Source organism: Arthrobacter sp. Ms25, assembly GCF_059090365.1.
In genome coordinates this window covers 292,130-312,318 of record NZ_JBNHFP010000005.1, presented here as the reverse complement: position 1 = coordinate 312,318, position 20,189 = coordinate 292,130, and the positions used below count along the sequence as shown (strand labels likewise).

13 protein-coding genes are annotated in these 20,189 nt (G+C 66.5%); 2 read left to right on the top strand and 11 right to left on the bottom strand.

The features are described 5' to 3' along the window. Positions 1–450: 450 nt before the first annotated feature. From glgB to AC5RT8_RS16010, 3 genes are read right to left on the bottom strand one after another with little or no spacing between them, the layout of a single operon-like run. A complete protein-coding gene (gene glgB / locus AC5RT8_RS16020) occupies positions 451–4,170 on the bottom strand; it encodes a 1,4-alpha-glucan branching protein GlgB (RefSeq protein WP_494096708.1) in 3,720 nt (1,239 codons plus the stop codon). Beyond that, a complete protein-coding gene (gene treS, locus AC5RT8_RS16015; RefSeq protein ID WP_494096707.1) occupies positions 4,167–5,936 on the bottom strand; it encodes a maltose alpha-D-glucosyltransferase in 1,770 nt (589 codons plus the stop codon). Before treS ends, glgB begins: the two co-directional genes overlap by 4 nt. Then, positions 5,936–7,987, bottom strand: a complete 2,052-nt coding sequence (locus AC5RT8_RS16010; protein ID WP_494096706.1) for an alpha-1,4-glucan--maltose-1-phosphate maltosyltransferase — start codon at positions 7,985–7,987, stop codon at positions 5,936–5,938. The genes treS and AC5RT8_RS16010 overlap by 1 nt, the downstream gene beginning before the upstream one ends. A gap of 169 nt (positions 7,988–8,156) precedes the next feature. Between AC5RT8_RS16010 and glgP the strand changes: the two genes are divergently transcribed. Continuing rightward, on the top strand, positions 8,157–10,781 hold the full coding sequence (gene glgP, locus AC5RT8_RS16005) for an alpha-glucan family phosphorylase (RefSeq protein ID WP_494096705.1): 2,625 nt from the start codon (positions 8,157–8,159) through the stop codon (positions 10,779–10,781). 51 nt (positions 10,782–10,832) lie between these two features. Here glgP and glgX read toward each other — a convergent pair whose 3' ends face one another. The 6 genes from glgX to AC5RT8_RS15975 form a co-directional block, all read right to left on the bottom strand. Beyond that, the gene (gene glgX / locus AC5RT8_RS16000; RefSeq protein WP_494096704.1) at positions 10,833–12,956 is read right to left on the bottom strand and encodes a glycogen debranching protein GlgX; all 2,124 of its coding nucleotides are present in this window, start codon (positions 12,954–12,956) and stop codon (positions 10,833–10,835) included. A 51-nt stretch (positions 12,957–13,007) separates the two neighbouring features. Continuing rightward, complete coding sequence (gene rlmB / locus AC5RT8_RS15995; RefSeq protein WP_494096703.1) at positions 13,008–14,000, bottom strand: 23S rRNA (guanosine(2251)-2'-O)-methyltransferase RlmB; 993 nt, start codon at positions 13,998–14,000, stop codon at positions 13,008–13,010. Positions 14,001–14,081: 81 nt separating this feature from the next. After that, the gene (gene cysS, locus AC5RT8_RS15990) at positions 14,082–15,506 is read right to left on the bottom strand and encodes a cysteine--tRNA ligase (protein ID WP_494096702.1); all 1,425 of its coding nucleotides are present in this window, start codon (positions 15,504–15,506) and stop codon (positions 14,082–14,084) included. A gap of 44 nt (positions 15,507–15,550) precedes the next feature. Further along, positions 15,551–16,033, bottom strand: coding sequence for a 2-C-methyl-D-erythritol 2,4-cyclodiphosphate synthase (gene ispF / locus AC5RT8_RS15985; protein ID WP_494096701.1), 483 nt, complete (start codon positions 16,031–16,033; stop codon positions 15,551–15,553). 1 nt (position 16,034) lies between these two features. Then, the gene (ispD, locus tag AC5RT8_RS15980; RefSeq protein WP_494096700.1) at positions 16,035–16,793 is read right to left on the bottom strand and encodes a 2-C-methyl-D-erythritol 4-phosphate cytidylyltransferase; all 759 of its coding nucleotides are present in this window, start codon (positions 16,791–16,793) and stop codon (positions 16,035–16,037) included. A gap of 84 nt (positions 16,794–16,877) precedes the next feature. Beyond that, positions 16,878–17,360 carry a CarD family transcriptional regulator gene (locus AC5RT8_RS15975; RefSeq protein ID WP_066300159.1) on the bottom strand — a complete coding sequence of 161 codons (483 nt, stop codon included), beginning with the start codon at positions 17,358–17,360 and terminating at the stop codon, positions 16,878–16,880. A gap of 256 nt (positions 17,361–17,616) precedes the next feature. Between AC5RT8_RS15975 and AC5RT8_RS15970 the strand changes: the two genes are divergently transcribed. After that, on the top strand, positions 17,617–18,150 hold the full coding sequence (locus AC5RT8_RS15970; RefSeq protein WP_494096699.1) for a hypothetical protein: 534 nt from the start codon (positions 17,617–17,619) through the stop codon (positions 18,148–18,150). A gap of 72 nt (positions 18,151–18,222) precedes the next feature. On the opposite strand, the gene AC5RT8_RS15965 is transcribed toward AC5RT8_RS15970, so the two are convergent. Both AC5RT8_RS15965 and AC5RT8_RS15960 read right to left on the bottom strand, forming a co-directional pair. Further along, positions 18,223–18,903 carry a response regulator gene (locus AC5RT8_RS15965; RefSeq protein WP_494096698.1) on the bottom strand — a complete coding sequence of 227 codons (681 nt, stop codon included), beginning with the start codon at positions 18,901–18,903 and terminating at the stop codon, positions 18,223–18,225. After that, positions 18,900–20,060, bottom strand: coding sequence for a sensor histidine kinase (locus tag AC5RT8_RS15960; RefSeq protein ID WP_494096697.1), 1,161 nt, complete (start codon positions 20,058–20,060; stop codon positions 18,900–18,902). The genes AC5RT8_RS15965 and AC5RT8_RS15960 overlap by 4 nt, the downstream gene beginning before the upstream one ends. Between the last annotated feature and the right edge of the window lie 129 nt (positions 20,061–20,189).

The following is a 20,189-nucleotide window of genomic DNA, read 5'->3' as shown; positions in this document are numbered from 1 at the left end:
ATTGGCTGCAGACACTGCACTAAATTCGAAACCGGCTAAAAAAACCGTCCCGCACCCACGGGGTGGGCGGAAACGGCCTGTTCAACCAATCAAAATAAATTGGTATCAATAAACTTGGCACACTATTGAGTTCTCAAACAACAGACTGCTTCCGGCACCGGCAGGCTGATCCTCAAGGGGATCTAAGCTCTGCGTCGCTCCGGAGCAACTTTTCTATCTTAGCCACACTGTCCGGTGAGTGTCAAACCGGCCGTGGATCCTTCCGGCGGACCGGCGGGAACCTGGTTCCCGGACTCACGGCTGATGGTCGAAACCCGCGGGAGCCGGTCCCTGGTTCAAAGTCCAGAAGTCCGATTCCCTCGATCAGCGCGGGTATTAACCCTAGCACGGTTTCCGGGCCCTGCGCACACCACGGCGGCCCGGACCGAGGTCCGGGCCGCAGTGGAGCGGTTACGGCTTAGGTACCAGGTACAGCACGCCCAGGGGCGGAACGGTGAGCGTGGCCGCGGCCGGCTGGCCGTTGCAGGCACCTTCCACCGCGTTCACTACGCCCATGTTCCCTACCCCGGAACCGCCGAACTCGGCAGCGTCGGTATTGAGTGCTTCGACCCATTCCCCCGCCCACGGCATGCCCAGCCGGAAGTCCTGGTGCGGCGCCCCGGCAAAGTTGGCCACGCAGACCACCGGGTTGCCCTGGTGGTCCCAGCGGATGAAGGACAGGACGTTGCGCGCGCCGTCGTTCTCGTTGATCCACTGGAAGCCCGCGGGCTCGTTGTCCCGTGCCGACAGCGCCGGGGTGCTGCGGTAGATCTCGTTGAGCTGCTTCACCATCAGCTGGACACCCTTGTGCTGCGGGGTGTCGGTCAGGTACCAGTCAAGTCCGTACTGCTCGGACCACTCCGCTTCCTGGCCGAATTCCGTACCCATGAAGATCAGCTGCTTGCCCGGGTGCGCCCACTGGAAGGCCAGGTAGGCGCGTAGGTTGGCAAGCTGCTGCCACCGGTCGCCGGGCATCTTGCGCAGCAGGGAACCCTTGCCGTGCACTACCTCGTCGTGGCTGATGGGCAGCAGGAAGTTCTCCGTGTACGCGTAGACCAGGGAGAAGGTCAGCTGGGCGTGGTGGTAGACCCGGTTGATCGGGTCCTCGGACATGTACTGGAGCGTGTCGTGCATCCAGCCCATGTTCCATTTGAGCCCGAAACCGAGTCCGCCGGAGCTGGTCGGACGGGTGACGCCGGGGAATGCGGTGGATTCCTCTGCGATCATGACGATGCCCGGCACGCGCTTGTAAGCGGTCGCATTGACTTCCTGGAGGAAGGAAATGGCCTCGAGGTTCTCCCGCCCGCCGTAGACGTTGGGGCGCCACTGCCCTTCGGGCCGCGAGTAGTCCAGGTACAGCATGGATGCCACGGCATCCACCCGGAGTCCGTCAACGTGGAACTCTTCCAGCCAGTAAATGGCGTTGGCCACGAGGAAGTTGCGTACTTCCCGTCGGCCGAAGTCGAAGACCAGCGTTCCCCAGTCGAGCTGCTCCCCGCGGAACGGATCCCCGTGTTCGTAGAGCGTCTGGCCGTCGAACTTCGCCAGCGCCCAGGGATCCTTGGGGAAGTGGGCGGGAACCCAGTCCAAGATGACGCCGATGCCGGCCTGGTGCAGCCGGTCCACGAGGTACCGGAATTCGTCCGGATGTCCGAACCGCGCCGTGGGGGCAAAGTAGGAGGTGACCTGGTAACCCCAGGACCCGCCGAACGGGTGCTCGGCCACGGGCATTAGTTCCACATGGGTGAAGCCCTGCCACTGCACATACTCGGCCAGCTGATCTGCCATTTCCCGGTAGTTCAGTCCGAGCCGCCAGGAGCCCAGATGGACCTCGTACACACTCATGGGCGAGTTGTGCGGATCCCGTTCCGCCCGGCTTTCCATCCATTCGGCGTCACCGAACTCATAGGTGGACTCCACCACGCGGGAACCGGTCAGCGGAGGCACCTCGGTGCCCTTGGCCAGGGGGTCGGCCTTCTCCCGCCAGACATCGTCGCTGCCCAGAATTTCGTACTTGTAGCGGGCACCGGCCTCGACGCCGGGCAGGAAGATTTCCCAGACACCGGAGCTGCCGAGGGAACGCATCGCGTTGATGATGCCGTTCCAGCCGTTGAAGTCGCCCTTGACGCGCACCGCGCGGGCATTGGGGGCCCACACCGCGAAACTGACGCCGGAGATGGCGCCGAGCACGGAATCGTAACGGTGCAGGTTGGCACCCAGAACCGTCCACAGGTTTTCATGCCGCCCTTCACCGATCAGGTGCAGGTCCACGTCGCCGAGGGAGGGAAGGAACCGGTACGGATCGTCGAACAGCTGGGGCTCCCCGCCGTCGTACGTCACCTCCACGCGGTAATCCGGAACGGCGCCCGCCGTCTGGGCAGGCAGGGTGCCCACCCAGATGCCGTTGAACTCGTGCTGCAGCGGTATCCGCTTACCGGGTGTCACCGCGACGACTTCGCGCGCCAGCGGGCGCAGGGTCCGAATGGTAACTACCGTTCCGGACTCGTCCAGGTGTGCGCCGAGCACGGCATGGGGATGGTAGTAACGGCCCTCGGAAACGGCCTGCAGCACGTCCTCGGGAACCGGAATCGGATCGGTGGGGACCGATGCGTCGGGCATCTGGGGGTCTGCGGTGGCGGACGTGGACCGCGACTTGCGTGGCTTGTTCACTGTGCTCTCTTCCTTGCTGCCGCGTGCTGCGTCATCGGCCGTGGTGAGAATGGACCGCACGGCGGCAGCGGGCACGCTGATCCACCGCGGACGGTTTCGCATCTCGTAGACAACTTCGTACAGCGCCTTGTCCAGCCACAGGGCCAGGAACAGGGGATCGCTGCGGTTGATGGTGGTGCCGGTTTCCTTCTCGTAGCCGCGCAGGAACGCGTCAGCCGCAGCAGTTGCCCACCGGCGGACCGATTCGCTGCGCTGCTGGACGGCCTCGTCGGATTCACCCTCGCCGGCCGCGCCGTCGATCAGCGCGACGCCTGCGGCGTAGTCGATCGAGCGCAGCATGCCGACGACGTCGCGCAGCGGCGCGTCGGGAACGCTGCGTTCCGCTGCAGGCCGCAATGGCTCGCCCTCGAAGTCAAGGACAATCCACCCCCGGTCCGGAACGCGCAGCACCTGGCCAAGGTGGTAATCCGCGTGGATGCGCTGCAGGTTGGGCAGGGCCGGGAGGTTGTTGACCTGCTCCAGCAGATACTCCACGGCGTCGTCGAATTCTCCGACGACGTCCCGCGCTTCCGCCCAGGCCCAGCGGATCCGGGAGCTGAGGGACTCGAGGAACTCAGCGCGTTCAGCGGCGCTGGGTGGCCTGCTGCCGAACGCTGCCGCCAGCTGCTGGTGGATGCGGCCGGTGGCGGCGCCCAGCTCCTCCGCCTCCGCGGTGAAGTCCCGGCCGGCAAGCGCCGCCGAGGACGCGGTCCGCCAGGCGTCTTCACTGCCCGGGAAGAATTCCCGGAGCACGGACAGGTGGCCGGTCAGCAGTTTCTCTCCGGACCCCTCCGCAGGATCCGTCCAGGAGCCGGTGACCCAGCCGTAGGTCGCCGGAACATCCATCGACCCGACTTCGGTCAGCCGTGCGCTGACCTCGACGTCCGGGCTTTCCCCGGCGGCAACCACGCGGTAGAACTTCACGATCAGCGGCGCTTCGGGAGCCTGGACAATCACCGAGGTGTTGGACTGTTCGCCCTTCAGGACCTTGGTGGGCAGCGGCGCCCGGAACGGCTCCCAGTTCTCGAAGCCGTCCAGCGCAAAGCCGTGCGTGTGTCCGTCCAGCGACGACGCCTGGGACCGCATCAGCTCCAGCCAGGCGGTAACGAAAACCGGGTCGGCCGTAGCGTCGTAGAGCCACCGCTCCCCCAGATCCTCGTGCCGCGCCCGCCCCAGCAGGGATGACTCCAGCTCCGGTGCCGGAGCGGTCCGGTAGCTCACCGGAACGCTGATGACGTCCCGGCGGTCTCCGGAAATGACGGCGATGAGGTGGACTTCCAGCCCTACCTCGCCGGCAGGATCCTCGAGCCGGATCCCGCCGACGCGTTCCAGCAGGACTTCACGGCCCTTTGCCGGGAACCAGCGTTGTCCGGGAAGCCAGGAGGTAAGAATTTCGGGCAGGGACGGCGTCAGTGGACTCATCTCCGTGCGGCCTCCGAGATCGGAATCATGGGAATGGCTTCGGTCTGCGGTGAGGACGTGTCAGACTTCACCGACCGCAGGCGCAGCCAGTAGAAGTCGTGGCTGCCCAGGGTCAGGGTCAGTGCGCCGTCGTCTCCGATGGTGGGGAAGAGCGTGCCGCCGAAAGCGTCCCGCAGGCCGCGGTTGGCGAACTCGGGCAGCTTCATCGACGCGGAGATGGGGTGCTGGGAGAGGTTGAAGATGCACAGCATGGTTTCGCCCACCTCACCCTCGGGGTTGTTGTCCGGCAGTTCGCGGACAAAAGCCAGGGCTGCGTCGGCGTCGGTCGGGACGTTGCGGTAGGACCCCAGGCCGAAGGCCGGGTGGGCGCGGCGGACCATGATCATCTGCCGGATCCAGTGCAGCAGCGAGCTGGAGCTGGCCAGCTGCGCTTCCACGTTGACGTGGTTGTAGTGGTACACCAGCGACTGCACCACCGGCAGGTACAGCTTGCCGGGATCCGCAGTGGAGAATCCGGCATTGCGGTCCGGGTTCCACTGCATGGGGGTGCGGGAGGAATCCCGGTCTTCGAGCCAGATGTTGTCGCCCATGCCCAGCTCGTCGCCGTAGTACAGGAACGGGCTGCCCGGCAGGGCCAGCAGCATCGCGTGGATCAGTTCGATCTCCGAGCGGGAGTTGTCCAGCAGCGGGGCAAGCCGGCGGCGGATGCCGATGTTGGCCCGCATCCGGGAATCCGGGGCGTACCAGCCGAGCATGGCCTGGCGTTCCTCATTGGTGACCATTTCCAGCGTCAGCTCGTCATGGTTGCGCAGGAAGGTGCCCCACTGTGCGCCTGCCGGGATCTCGGGCGTCTCTTCCATGGTCTGGATGATGGGTGCGGCCTTCTGGTCCCGCAGTGCATAGAACAGGCGCGGCATGATCGGGAAGTGGAAGCACATGTGGCATTCGTCGCCGGTCTCGTCGCCGAAGTACTCCACGACTTCGTGCGGCATCTGGTTCGCCTCGGCGATGATGACCCGGCCCGGGTAGTTCTCGTCGACCATGGTGCGCAGGTCCTTGAGGAACCGGTGCGTGGCCGGGAGGTTCTCGCAGTTCGTGCCGTCCTCTTCGAAAAGGTACGGGATGGCATCGGCGCGGAACCCGTCAATGCCCTGGTCCAGCCAGAAGCGCACGACGTCGAAGATCGCCTCGACGACCTTGGGGTTCTCGAAGTTCAGGTCCGGCTGGTGGCTGAAGAACCGGTGCCAGAAGAACTGACGGCGGACCGGGTCGAAGGTCCAGTTCGATTCCTCGGTGTCCACGAAAATGATCCGGGCGTCTTCGTACTTCTGGTCGGTGTCCGACCAGACGTAGAAGTCCCCGTAGGGGCCGTCCGGGTCGCTGCGGGACTCTTCGAACCACGGGTGCTTGTCCGAGGTGTGGTTCAGCGGGAGGTCGATGATGACGCGCAGGCCGCGGGCGTGCGCTTCGGCAACCAGGCGCTTGAAGTCGCTGATGGTGCCGAATTCGTCGAGGACATCGTAGTAGTCGGAGATGTCATAGCCGCCGTCGCGCAGGGGCGACTTGAAGAACGGCGGCAGCCACAGGCAGTCGATGCCCAGCCACTGCAGGTAGTCCAGCTTTTCGATCAGGCCACTGAAGTCACCTGATCCGTCCCCGTTGGCGTCGGCAAAGCCGCGGACGAGTACCTCGTAGAAAACGGCTTTGCGGTACCAATGCGGATCATTGGTCAGGCCGGGTGCGTGCAGTTGAAACGGGTTGGGCACTAGGAGTTCCTCCGAACTGACAGGATATGCGCGGGTTCAAAGTGGGCGTCCAGGCGGACGTAGTTGTGGGCTCCCCAGCGCCAGCTCTGGCCGCTGATGAGGTCATCCACCCAGAAGGTGCCGTCTTCGTTCAGATCCTGCGGGGCGAGCTGAAGCGCATCGAGGTCGAGCGTGACAGTGGATTCGCGGGCGCTGTGGGGGTCCACGTTAACCACGATAATGAGTGTGTCCTTGCTGGACGGGTCGCCGGGACGGGTCTGTTTGTGCTTGGAGTAGACCACGGTGGACTCGTCGGTGCTGGAGTGCACCGTGAGGTTCTCGAGGTCGCCCAATGCGGGATGGTGGCGCCGGATTTCGTTCAGCCGGGTGATGTAGGGAGCGAGGCTGCGGCCTTCCGCTTCCGCTGCGGCGAAGTCCCGCTGCTTGTACTCGAACTTTTCGTTGTCGATGTACTCCTCGGCGCCGGGCCGGGCAACGTGCTCGAACAGCTCGTAGCCGGCGTAGACGCCCCAGAGGGGGCTGCCGGTGGCGGCCAGCACGGCGCGGATCTTGAAGGCACCGGGCCCGCCGTACTGCAGGAATTCGGTGAGGATGTCGGGAGTGTTCACGAAGAAGTTCGGGCGGAAGAAGGCCGAAGACTCGTGGGAGACCTCGGTGAAGTACTCCTCGATCTCCTCGCGGGTGTTCCGCCAGGTGAAGTAGCTGTACGACTGCTGGAACCCTGCCTTGGCGAGGGCATGCATCATGGGCGGCCGGGTGAACGCCTCGGCCAGGAAAATGACGTCCGGGTACTCTTCGTTGACGGTGCCGATCAGCCATTCCCAGAACCGCAGCGGCTTGGTGTGGGGGTTGTCAACGCGGAATATCCGCACGCCGTGGCTGATCCACAGCCGCACTATGCGCAGGATCTCCTGCGACAGGCCCGCGTAGTCGTTGTCGAAGTTCAGGGGGTAGATGTCCTGGTACTTCTTCGGGGGGTTCTCGGCGTAGGCGATCGTGCCGTCCACGCGCGTGGTGAACCATTCCGGGTGGCTGGCCACCCAGGGATGGTCCGGGGACGCCTGAAGGGCCAGGTCGATGGCGACTTCCAGGCCCAGCTCGCGGGCGGTGTCAACGAACGCATCGAAGTCCTCGAATGTCCCCAGATCGGGGTGGATCGCGTCGTGTCCGCCTTCGGGTGCGCCGATGGCCCACGGAGAGCCCGGATCCTGCGGACCGGCAACCAGGGTGTTGTTCGGGCCCTTACGATGCGTGGTGCCGATCGGATGGATCGGCGGCAGGTAAATGACGTCGAACTGCATGTCCGCCACGCGCTGCAGGCTGCGGGCGGCCGTCCTGAACGTTCCGGACGTCCACTCGCGGGTGGAGGGATCGAATTCCGCTCCCTCGGAGCGCGGGAAGAATTCGTACCAGGCGCCGCGGCCGGCCAGCTCCCGCTCCACGAGGAGGGGAAAACGGTCCGAGCTGGTGACCAGGTCGCGGATCGGATCGCGGTCCAGGATGGCGGTGACGGCCCCGGTTCCGGCGGCGGCAAGGCGTTCTTCCACCGGGAGTCCGGTGTCTGCGAGCGCTGCGGCAACGGCGCGGAACACCTCGGCGTCGGCTCCGCTGCGCTCTGCAGCCGCGGAGCTGAACAACTGGTGGCCTTCGGTCAGCATCAGTTCAACGTCGACGCCGGCGGCGATCTTCACCTCCGCGTTGTGGTGCCACGTGGCGTAGACGTCGGCCCAGCCTTCCACCGCGAAGCTCCAGTGGCCCGTCCCTTCGGGGCGCAGCATGCCTTCCCACCGGTCCAGCCCCAGACCCACCGGGTGCATCCGGTTCCGGGCGACGACGGTTCCCTCCGGGTCGTAGAGGACGGCGCTGGCCCCCACGAGGTCATGCCCCTCGCGGAACACGGTGGCCCCAATGACGAGGTCCTCCCCGGGAACGGCCTTCGCAGGGAATCTCCCGTACTCCACGACGGGGGAGACATTGGTGATGGGAATCCGGCCAAACCGGAGATCCTTCGAGGGCAGGTCTTCTGGTGTCAACGCGCTGGATGTGCTCACAGACTAGACGTTATCGAGAATTTGGGCAGAATGCTAAGGCAACGTACTTTTCCAAAAACTGCCGCCTGCCGGCCATGGTTTCGCCGGGTTTTCAAGATGCCCGCAATTTACTCCGCCAATTGTCGTCATTTAGGTTTCCCGGCCTTCGAAGTGCGCTAGCGTAACCGGGGTGAAGGCAATCCGCAGATTTACCGTCCGCACTGTCCTCCCGCCCAGCATCGCCCCGTTGGGCCGGCTGGCGTCAAACCTGCGCTGGTCCTGGCACCAGCCGACCCTCAGGCTGTTCGAGAGCCTGGACCCGGAGGCCTGGCACGCCAGCGGCGGTGATCCGGTGAAGCTCCTGGGCACCGTGAGCCGGGACAAGCTCGAGCGCATTGCGCAGGACGAACACCTGGTCTCCGTGATTTCCGATCTCGGTGCCGACCTGGACAGATACCTCAACGAGCCCCGCTGGTACCAGGGGCTGGGCGATGATGCGCCCGCCTCTATCGCGTACTTCTCCCCCGAGTACGGCATCAGCGCCGTGCTCCCCCAGTACTCCGGCGGATTGGGGATCCTGGCCGGCGACCACTTGAAGGCGGCTTCCGATCTTGGCGTGCCGCTCGTGGCCGTGGGACTGCTGTACAAGGCCGGCTACTTCAAGCAGGCCCTCTCCCGCGACGGGTGGCAGCTGGAGACCTACCCCGTGCTGGACCCGAACGGCCTGCCGCTGACCCTGCTCCGCGAAGAGGACGGCACTCCGGCGAAGATCACCCTGCCGCTGCCGGACAACCGCCACCTGTCGGCGCAGATCTGGCGTGCCGACGTCGGACGCGTCCCCCTGCTGCTGCTGGACTCCGACGTCATCGGGAACGACGACGCCGCCCGCGGCATCACCGACCGGCTTTACGGGGGCGGCGGGGACCATCGGCTGCAGCAGGAGCTGCTGCTGGGCATGGGCGGGGTCAAGGCCCTCCGTGTGCACCAGCGGCTGGCCGGCGCTCCCGCACCGGAGGTCTTCCACAGCAACGAAGGCCACGCCGGGTTCCTCGGGATCGAACGCATCCGCGAGCTGATGGATGAGGGCATGACCTGGGAGGAGGCGCTGACCGTCTCCCGCGCCTCAACGGTCTTCACCACGCACACCCCGGTCCCGGCCGGCATCGACCGGTTCGAGCAACCGCAGATCCGCCACTTCTTCACCGCGGGCCTGGCCCAGTCCGTCCCCACCGACAGGATCCTGGCTCTGGGGGCGGAGAACTACGAAGGCGGAGACCCGAGCAAATTCAATATGGCGGTGATGGGCCTGCGCCTGGCGCAGCGTGCCAACGGCGTGGCGAAGCTGCACGGTGAGGTCTCGCGGGAAATGTTCTCCGGGCTGTGGCCCGGCTTTGACGTGTCCGAAGTGCCCATCACCTCCGTGACCAACGGCGTGCACGTCCCCACCTGGATCGACCCCGAGGTCACGGCGCTGGCCAGCGAGAAATTCGGCGTCGCCACCGTGCATGACCGCGACTGGGGCAGGGCCTACGAGATCGCTGACCAGGACCTGTGGGACCTGCGGCGGAAGCTGCGCAGCAACCTGGTCCAGGACGTCCGGCGGCGCGTGAAGCACGCCTGGCGCCGGCGCGGCGCGTCGGATGCGGAACTGGCCTGGACGGATAACGTGCTGGATCCGGAGGTGCTGACCATAGGCTTCGCCCGACGGGTGCCCACCTATAAGCGGCTGACCCTGATGCTGCGGGACCCGGACCGGCTCAAGGCACTGCTGCTGCATCCCACCCGCCCCATCCAGGTGGTGGTGGCCGGAAAATCCCACCCCGCCGATGAGCAGGGAAAGAAGATGATCCAGGACCTGGTCCGCTTTACCGATGACCCGGCGGTACGCCATCGGATAGTGTTCCTGCCGAATTACGACATCGCCATGGCGCGGACCCTGTTCCCCGGCTGCGATGTGTGGCTGAACAATCCACTGCGGCCGTTGGAGGCCTCGGGAACCTCAGGCATGAAGTCGGCCATCAACGGCGGATTGAACCTCTCCATCCTGGACGGGTGGTGGGACGAGATGTTCGACGGCAATAACGGCTGGGCCATCCCCTCGGCCAATCCCAGCAAGGGCACCCGGACACGAGAGGTCTATGCCGCGGACCAGCGCGACGACATCGAGGCAGCGGCGCTGTACGACCTGCTCGAAAATGCCGTCGGGCCGATGTTCTACGGAACGGAGCCGCCTGCGGCTGCCGGAGCGGCCGGCCCCTCCGAACCGGCTGCCGGATCGCTGCCGCACGAGTGGCTGGAGATGGTCAAGCACACCCTGGCGGATCTGGGCCCGAATGTGTCCGCTTCGCGGATGCTCAAGGACTACGTAAACCTGCTGTACCGGCCTGCCAGTTCCTCGGGGCGGTACATGGCCGCTGACGGATACACCGCCGCGAAGGAACTCGCCCTTTGGATCACCAAGGTCCGGGACGGTTGGTCCACGGTCCAGGTGGAGAACGTGGATTCCGTCGGGATCAGTGAAAACCCGCAGATCGGCGACAGCCTCACGGTACAGGCCTACGTTTCCCTCGGCTCCCTGCGCCCGGAGGATGTCAGTGTCGAGGCTGCCTACGGCATCGTGACCGAAAACGACCGCATCAGCGAGCCCCGCATCCAGGAACTCGTCCCGGCCGAGGACCTGGGGTCCGGGCGCCACCTGTTCCGGGGAACCCTCCGCATCGAGCAGGCCGGCCCGTTCGGCTACACCGTCCGGGTGCTGCCGAACCACTCGGGGCTGGCGTCGAAGGCTGAACTGGGGCTCGTCGTCAACGCCTGAGGCCTTCGCGGGTCATGCCGGCTGTGCTTCGTCAAACGGTGCACAGCCGGATCAGGCGCGGTAAAGGCTGATCGAGTTGGCCGGGACCATGTCCGCGTCGCCCGGCGAGAGCAACCGCCCCCGGTCCTGCTGCGGTGCCGTCGAAAAGACGAGCTCGTAGGATTCGCCGGGAACGGAAGTGTCCCCCAAGTCGTGGCCGGTATCCGACGCCGCGCTGCGGACGGCTGCGGAGTCCGGAAGGCGGATCTCGACGTCGGACCGGCTGCCGTTCAGAACGAGCAGGCCGTTCAGCGAGCCGTTGCCGGAGCCGGTGAGGACCTGCACCGCCCGGTTGGCGGGATCGCTCCACAGTTCCGGAGTCATCGGCTTGCCCCCGGGATCGAACCACAGCAGGAAGGACTGCCGCCGGTCGGCCGGGAAACGGTAGGGCTGGTTGGCGAGGTACTCCCGGCGCAGCCGCAGCAGCTCCCGCGTAGTGGCGAGCATGCGGCGGGCGTCGTCGTCGAGATTCCAGTGCAGCCAGGAAAGCTCGTTGTCCTGGCAGTACGCGTTGTTATTGCCGCGCTGGCTCCGCCCGATTTCATCGCCGGCCGTCAGCATCGGCACACCGAGCGACATAGCGAGCGTGGCCATCAGGTTCCGGGCGGTCTGTGCCCGGGCAGCGTTGATCCGTTCATCGTCCGTGGGCCCCTCGGCACCATGGTTATAGCTGCGGTTTCCCCCCGACCCGTCGCGGTTTTCCTCACCGTTGGCCTCGTTGTGCTTGCGCTCGAAGGCCGTCAGGTCCGCGAGGGTAAAGCCGTCGTGGGCGGTAATGAAGTTAATGGACGCGAGCGGGGTACGGCCCGAGCCGGCGAACAGGTCGGCGGAACCTGCCAGGGCACCGGCAAGCCGGGCAAGGGACCCGTCCTCCCCGCCGGCTGCGCCGTCCGCCTGGCCGCGGAGCCAGAACTCCCGGACAATATCGCGGAAATGGTCGTTCCAGTCGGCCCAGCCCTGCGGAAAGCGTCCGGTCTGCCAGCCGTCGGGTCCTACGTCCCACGGCTCGGAGATGAGTTTGACGTCCTGCAGGACGGAATCCGCGGCTACGGCCACCAGGAAGGGGTGCCGCGGATCGAACCGGCCGTCGGCACCGCGGCAGAGGGTGGGAGCCAGGTCGAAGCGGAAACCGTCCACCTGGTATTCCTGCACCCAGTAGCGCAGGGAGTCCAAGGCCAGCTGGATGACCCGGGGTTCGCTGAAGTCCAGGGTGTTGCCGCAGCCCGTGGTGTCCAGATAGCTTCCGTCCGGTCCGTGCCGGTAGTAGGTTCCGTCCCCGAGCCCGCGCCAGCTCAGGGCGGGCTGGCCGGCTCCGCCCTCGGCCGTGTGGTTGTACACGACGTCCAGCAGCACTTCGATGCCTGCTTCGTGGAGCGACTTCACCATGGCCTTGAGCTCGTCCTGCACGGCCTGTGCTCCGGCTTCGCGGGCGGCCCGGGTGGCGTAGGCGTCGTGCGGGGCGAAGAAGCCGAGGGTGTTGTACCCCCAGTAGTTTGTCAGCCCCAGTTCCTGCAGGTGCAGCTCGTCGGCATGGAAATGGACCGGCAACAGCTCCACGGCGGTGATGCCCAGGTCCTGCAGGTACCGGACCATGGCCGGATGACCCATACCGGCGTACGTGCCCCGGAGCTCTTCGGGGATATCCGGGTGCAGCATGGTCTGGCCCCGTACGTGCGCCTCATAGATGACGGTGTCCCGCCACGGGGTATGCGGGCGCTGGACGGTGCCCCAGTCGAAGTTTCCTTCGGTGTACACCGAGTAATAGGTCCCCCGCGCCCGATCCGCTTCAATGCCGCGGCTGTAAGGGTCCAGCAGCAGCTGGAAGCTTCCCGGTTCGGCCGGAAGCTCCCGGTCCCGCGGCCAGAAGCCGTAACGGCGCCCGGGCCGCAATCCGTGCACCCGGCCGTGGTGGATGCCCAGGACGGTGTCCGACAACTGGGCCGCGGACCAGAGACCGGGCGCCGTTTCGTAGTACACGTCGACGGCGGGCAGGCCGGGGGCATAGACCGACACGTTGACGGTGTCCGGGGCCTCCGGCACACCGGGAACGGTCTGCCGGACGCCCAGGGGTAAGGGCCGCGAGTCCCGCTTCGGGGCGGCGCTGCCCGCAGTGGTGCCGGTAATCACGTGTGCCATGCCTGCCCCTTGCTGCCGGTGCTGCCCTTGTGCCGCCGGTGCCCTCCCCGGTTAGGAGGAGCGCTGCCGGGAGATTTCGTACAGGGTAATGCCGACGGCCATGGAAGCGTTAAGCGACTCCATGGCTGAGTCGATGGGGATGGAGACGATCTGGTCGCAGTTCTCGCGGACCAGGCGCGACAGCCCCTTGCCCTCGGATCCCACCACGATGCAGATCGGTTCCTTGGCCAGCACTATGGAGGGAAGCGAGACATCGCCGTCGCCGTCCAGGCCGAGAACAAAGATCCCCATCTTCTTGAACGTCTTCAGTGTGTTGTTCAGGTTGCCTGCACGGGCCACGGGAACGCGGACAGCCGCACCGGCGCTGGTCTTCCAGGCCGAGGCGGTGACGCCCACCGCGCGACGTTCCGGGACGATGACGCCGTGGGCGCTGAAGGCCGAAGCGGACCGGATGATGGCGCCGAGGTTGCGCGGGTCGGTGATGCCGTCCAGGGCGACGAAGAGCGGCGCGTTGCGGACGTGGCCCTTCTTCCAGGCTTCAAGCGTCTCGGAGGCCAGATCGGTGGGATCGGCGTACTCGTACGGCGGGATCTGCAGGACCAGGCCCTGGTGAACGGCCTCGTTGGTCATGCGGTCCAGTTCCGGCTTGTGCGTTTCCATCACCGGCAGGCCGCGCTCGGCAGCGATCTTCAAGGATTCACGGACGCGGTCATCCATGTCGATGCGCACGGCAACGTGAAGCGCCTTGGCCGGGATACCGGCGCGCAGCGCCTCGACGACGGAGTTGCGGCCGGTGACAACCTCTTCGGCCACCTTGCCGCGGACGTTCGTGCCGCTGCGTCCGCCGGCAGCGCGGGTGTCGCCGCGCTTGGCGGCGGAGCGCTCGGCAAGCTGCTTGTTCTTGAACGCCTTGTGATAGGGGCGGTCTTCAGCCTTGGGTGTGGGGCCCTTACCCTCGAGGGCCTTGCGGCCGAGCCCGCCGGTACCGCCGCTGGGGCCCTTCTTGGCTTTGCGCATTGCGCCGGGACGTCCATTGTTGGCCATCGGTTACACCTTTACTAGAAGAAAGCATTCCCTTCCAGTTTACGCAGTCCCGGGACCGGTCTGCGGACAGCACCGCCGACCTCAGGCAACACTCCACGTTGCGCCGTCGGCGCCGTCCTCCACGGTGATGCCCGCGGCCGCCAGCGCGTCGCGGATCGCGTCGGCCCGTGCCCAGTCCTTCGCTGTCCGCGCGGCGTTCCGCTCGGCCAGGCGGTCCCGGACCAGGGATTCCAGGGCGGCGTCGGCCGGGCCGGCCTGCGCCGCGGCGTCGGCGGTGTCGTCCAGGCCCAGCACGGAGGTCATGGCCAGCACCTCGCCGAGGGCACGCTGGACCGTTTCGCCGTCGCCGGCGGCAAGGGCGGTGTTTCCGGCGCGGACGGTTTCGTGCAGTACGGCCAGCGCCTGCGGCACGTTCAGGTCATCATCCATGGCAGCGGCGAAGGCAGCCGGAACCGCGGAGGGCGCGGGTTCGGCCTTCGCAGCGGCCTTGGTGATGAACCCGTCGATACGCTCGACGGCGGACGCGGCTTCCTGCAGGGAAGTGGGCCGGTAGTCCAGCACGGACCGGTAGTGGGCCTGGCCCAGGTAATACCGGACCACCCGCGGGCTGGCCTGCTGAAGCATTTCGGACGGGCTGATGGTGTTGCCGATGGACTTGGACATCTTCTCGCCCTCGAACGTGACCATGCCGTTGTGCATCCAGAAGTTCGCGAAGCCGTGGCCTGCGGCCTGGGACTGGGCCATCTCGTTTTCGTGATGCGGGAAGCGCAGGTCCAGCCCGCCGCCGTGGATGTCGAATTCGGTGCCGAGGTACTTGGTGACCATGGCGGAGCACTCCAGGTGCCAGCCGGGCCGGCCCCGGCCCCAGGGGCTGTCCCACGAAGCCGTGTCCGGCTCGCCTTCCTTGTGCCCCTTCCACAGCGCGAAGTCCCGCGGGTCCCGCTTGCCGCGCGGACCGGCGTCGGGCGCTGCCTGCATGTCGTCGATGTTCTGTCGGGTCAGCGAACCGTACTTCTGCCAGGAGCGCACATCGAAGTACACGTCGCCTGAATCATCAAGGGCGGGGTAGGCGTGGCCGCGCTCAATCAGGGTGGAGATCAGCGCATGCATTTCCGGGATATGCCCCGTGGCGCGGGGTTCGTAGGTGGGCCGCTGGACGCCGAGCGTGTCGTAGGCCCGGGCGAATTCCTGCTCGAAGCGGTAGGCCAAGGCCCACCACGGCTCGTCGGGGACAACGCCGGGCGCCGTCTCGGCACCCACGGAATCGGCGGCCTTGGCCAGGATCTTGTCGTCAATATCCGTCACATTGCGGACCACGGTGACCTTGAGGCCGCGGTAGCGCAGCCAGCGGGTGAGCTGGTCGAAGGCGATGGCCGAGCGGACGTGCCCGACGTGCGGAAGCCCCTGTACGGTGGCGCCGCAGTAGTAGAGGCTGACCGCCCCTTCGACCAGGGGAACGAAGTCCCGGACCTGTGCTGTCGCCGTGTCATAGAATCTCAAGCTCACTGCTCTAGGCTAGCCGAAACGCCGGGCCCTCAGTCGGCGGCGGCCTAGGCGGCGGCGACGATGGCCGTGGCCACCGCGGCGATCCCTTCCCCGCGTCCGGTGAAGCCCAGATGGTCGGTGGTGGTGGCCGAAACGCTCACCGGCGCACCGGCGGCATCGCTCAGGACGGCTTCGGCCTCGGCCCGGCGGGGACTGAACTTGGGCCGGTTGCCGATCAGCTGGACGGCAATGTTGCCGATCTCGAATCCTGCAGCGCGGACAATCCGGGCCGCCTCCCGCAGCAGCACCGTCCCGGCGGCGCCGGCGTATTCCGGCCGGTCGGTGCCGAAATGGGTACCGAGATCCCCCAGGCCGGCCGCGGAGAAGAGCGCGTCAGCGGCTGCGTGGGCCACCGGGTCGCCGTCGGAGTGGCCGGCCAGGCCGCGTTCGCCCTCCCAGAGCAGTCCGGCAACCCAGAGCCCGCGCGGCGCGTTGTCGGGCGTGAAAGCGTGGACGTCCACGCCTATTCCGGTACGGGGCAGGGCCATGTCAGTTCTCCTCGCGGTGATGTCCGCCGGCCAGGATCGCTTCCGCGAGCACCAGGTCCAGCGGGGTCGTGATTTTCAGGGACAGCTGCGAGCCGTCGACCACGTAGACCTCGGTTCCGAGGGATTCCACCAGCATGGCGTCGTCGGTGACTGCGGCCGCCGCGTCGGCGTCGAAGGAAAGGGCCGCCTCGTGGGCCCGGCGCAGCAGCGCGGCATTGAATCCCTGCGGGGTCTGCACCGCGCGCAGCCGGGAGCGGTCGGGGGTTCCGGTGACCAGCCTCGCGGCGGCGGCCTCGGGGAACGGTGCCGGAGCCGTGTCCTTCACCGTATCCACTACGGGCACGGCGGGGATGACGGCCGGGGCGCCTGCGGCCAGCGCGTCGGCCACCCGGTGGAACACCTCCGGCGGAGTCAGCGCACGCGCGGCATCGTGGACCAGCACGGCGTCGAGGTCCGCCGGCAGCACGGCCAGCGCGGCCCGGACCGACCCGGAGCGGGTGGCTCCGCCGTCGACCGCCCGGATCTCCCCCGGAAACGCGGCGCAGATGCCGCGCATGACGGTGTCCCCCGCCGGCACGGCCACAGCGACGGCGACGGCGATATCCGCCGCCCGGACGGCGCGCAGGGCGTGGACAAGCATTGGTTCGCCGGCAACCGGAACCTGGGCCTTGGGCATGCCGTAGCCGAGCCGCTGGCCGGAGCCTCCGGCTACTACGACGACGCCGATCCGCGGCGGGCGGGAAGGGGAAGGGGACACCATTCCACCCTAATGCCACCGGGCCGGTGCTTAAACAGCGATTGCCGGCCCCGAAGGGCCGGCAATCGCAGGAATTGGCTTAGCTGCCTAGCTCGCGAGGACCTCGTCGAGCACGGCTGCGGCCTGGTCTTCATCCGTCTTTTCAGCAAGCGCCAGTTCCGAAATGAGGATCTGGCGTGCCTTGGCGAGCATTCGCTTCTCGCCGGCGGACAGCCCGCGGTCGTGGTCGCGGCGCCAGAGATCGCGGACGACCTCCGCTACCTTGACCACGTCACCGGACGCGAGCTTTTCCAGGTTCGCCTTGTAGCGGCGCGACCAGTTAGTGGGCTCTTCAGTGAGCTCGGCCCGCAGGACGTCAAAGACGTGCTCCAGCCCTTCCTTGCCCACTACATCGCGCACCCCAACGAGGTCGACGTTCTCAGCCGGTACTTCTATGGTCAGATCACCCTGGGCCACCTTAAGCTTGAGATACATTTTCTCTTCGCCCTTGATGGTTCGCATCTTGATCTCTTCGATCTTCGCGGCACCGTGGTGAGGATAAACAACTGTTTCGCCAACCTCAAAAACCATGTGGTCTTTCCCCTTTCCCGGCGCTCAGTTTATCAGAGATGCGACACGCCGAGTAGAGTTTTCGCAGGTCAGGTACTGCATGGCCTCCGATGTAGGTAGTATTCGGCCCTTCGCGGGTAGCCGCCGCCCCTCGGCACGCCCCCGGTAGAGGCGCCCGCACCAGCCGTAAAATCCAGTTTTTTGCCGTTTTACGGATAGGCTAGGCACCAAAGATAGCCTTAGGTCGGTAGACCGCAATACTTCAGGAGTTTGTGCTGTGAGATTCACACCCAAGAACCGGGTCCGGCGCACCGCTGCGGCCGGTGTCATCGCGCTGGCCATGCTGGGCTCGGCAGGCTGCAGTGCTGTGAACGAGCAGGCAACCACCATCGAGTACTCCCCCTCCGACGGAATCCTGGAGAACGTCGGCGACCTGCAGCTGCGCAACATCCTGGTGGTCAGCAACGGTTCGGGCGAGCCCGGCCGGCTGATCGGCACCGTGGTCAACGACGGCGACCAGGCACAGTCCTTCACCCTCGCCGTTGGCGGGGCGACCCTGCCCTTCGAGCTGCCGGCAGGCGACAAGGTTGTCTTCGAAGACGAGACCGAGGACAGGGTCTACGTCCCCGCTGTGGAGGTGGAAGCCGGCACCGGCCTGGATGCAGACCTGGACCTCAACGGTGAAACCACCGAACTGAACATTCCGGTGGTCAACGGCGACCAGCCGGACTACCGGCCGTACCTGCCCACGGGCTCGGAGTACACGCCGCGCGCGACCGAGGAAGCCTCCAGCGAGGCCGAGGGCCACTAAGACCCCTCGTTCTGACTGATTGCAAAAGGGGCCGGCGCGTTGCGCCGGCCCCTTTTGCGTTTCCATCCCGGGCTACGCCTCGAACTTGTAGCCCAATCCGCGGACGGTCACCAGATGCTGCGGCGCCGACGGATCCGCTTCGATCTTGGCCCGCAGCCGTTTGACGTGGACATCGAGGGTCTTGGTGTCCCCCACATAGTCCGCTCCCCAGACCCGCTCGATCAGCTGGCCGCGCGTCAGGACCCGACCGGAGTTGCGCAGCAGCAGTTCCAGCAGCTCGAATTCCTTCAGGGGGAAAGGTACGCTGGCGCCGCGGACCTGCACCACATGCCGGTCAACATCCATCCGGACCGGTCCGGCTTCCAGCGCCGCCCCGGCAAACTCCGTTGCCTCACCCCGGCGCCGCAGCACGGCCCGCACCCGCGCCAGCAGCTCGCGGGAGGAATACGGCTTGGTGACGTAGTCGTCCGCGCCGATTTCCAGCCCCACCACCTTGTCGATTTCGGCATCGCGGGCCGTCAGCATGATGACTGGGACATCCGAACGCTGGCGGATCCTGCGGCATACTTCCGTGCCGGAAAGTCCGGGCAGCATCAGGTCCAGGAGGATCAGGTCGGCGCCCGCCTGGTCGAAGACCGCCACGGCTTCCGTGCCGTTGTCCACGACGTCGACGTCGAATCCTTCCCGCGCCAGCAGGTAGGAGAGCGGGTCGCTGAAGGACTCCTCGTCTTCGACAATCAGAATTCTCGTCAAGCGGTAACTCCCTGGTTCGATTCGCGGATGTCCGCCGGGTCCATTTCCGGCAGCCGCACGGTAAAGGTGGATCCCTGCCCCGGGCGGGACCACAGGTCCACTTCCCCGCCGTGGTTGGCGACGACGTGTTTGACGATGCTCAGTCCCAGGCCGGTTCCGCCCGTGTGCCGGGAGCGGGCGGAGTCGATCCGGTAGAACCGTTCAAAGACGCGTTCCTGCTCCTCGGGGGCGATCCCCGGCCCCTGGTCGGTGACGGCCACCTGGGCCATGCCGTTGCGGGACTGTAGCCCGATCCCCACCCTGCTGCCCTCGGGTGAATAACGGATGGCGTTGTCGATCAGGTTCCTGAACGCAGTGGTCAGCATGGGTGCGTCGGCGTATACGGCGGCATCGGCGCTGCCGCCCAGCACCACCTCGATGTTCTTGTTCTCGGCATTGAGCCGGTTGGCTTCCACCGCTTCCTCGAGCACCCGGTTTACATCCACGGGTTTGGCACGGTCCACGATGTCCGTGCTCTGCAGTCGGGACAGTTCGATGATGTCCTGCACCAGGGCGGTCAGGCGGGTGGATTCGCGGTGCATGCGGCCGGCGAACCGGCGGACGGCTTCCTCGTCGCCCGCGGCGTCGTCCAGGGCTTCGGAGAGCAGCGAGATGGCCCCCACCGGTGTCTTCAGTTCATGGGAGACGTTGGCGACGAAGTCGTTGCGGACTTCCTCGGTGCGGGTGATCTCCGTCCGGTCATCGGCCAGGACCAGCACGTACTCCTCCCCCACGGTGGCAACCCGGACCTGCAGGATGAGGGAACCTTCACCAAGCGGCCCCCGGGGGAGCTCCAGCCTGGCCTCCTCGATGACGCCGTCGCGCCGGACCCGCGCGCAGATCTCCAACAGGGCGTCGTTCACGATCGTGTGCCCGCGCACCAGTCCGAACGCATAGGCGCCGGGGCTCGCCCGGACCACCCCGTCAATGGCGTCGGCAACAATGTAGGCACGTCCAATGACGCCGAGCACTTCCGCGGCCCCTTCGGGGACCGTCGGTTCGGAGATCTCCGCCAGCTCCCGACGCTGCCGCTGGCTGGCCGTGTACGCGAGGACGCCGAAGACACCCACAGCCAGGCCGAGAACGCCGGCCAGCAGGGCCAGCAGTACAGGATTCACTCTCTTAGCTTAGGCCGGAGAACGGTACCGGGAGCGAAAGCCGGTGGCTTTGGCCCATTCGTTAAACTAACGTTCATCTGGGGGGACCACGTGGTTCACTCCCGGCTGGCATCCTGCAGGAGCGGCCTT

Excerpts from the sequence above, each read along its gene's own strand:
- glgB (WP_494096708.1), bottom strand. The coding sequence starts at position 4,170 with ATGAGTCCACTGACGCCGTCCCTGCCCGAAATTCTTACCTCCTGGCTT.
- glgX (WP_494096704.1), bottom strand. The coding sequence starts at position 12,956 with ATGGCACACGTGATTACCGGCACCACTGCGGGCAGCGCCGCCCCGAAG.
- rlmB (WP_494096703.1), bottom strand. The coding sequence starts at position 14,000 with ATGGCCAACAATGGACGTCCCGGCGCAATGCGCAAAGCCAAGAAGGGC.
- ispF (WP_494096701.1), bottom strand. The coding sequence starts at position 16,033 with ATGGCCCTGCCCCGTACCGGAATAGGCGTGGACGTCCACGCTTTCACG.
- ispD (WP_494096700.1), bottom strand. The coding sequence starts at position 16,793 with ATGGTGTCCCCTTCCCCTTCCCGCCCGCCGCGGATCGGCGTCGTCGTA.
- AC5RT8_RS15975 (WP_066300159.1), bottom strand. The coding sequence starts at position 17,360 with ATGGTTTTTGAGGTTGGCGAAACAGTTGTTTATCCTCACCACGGTGCC.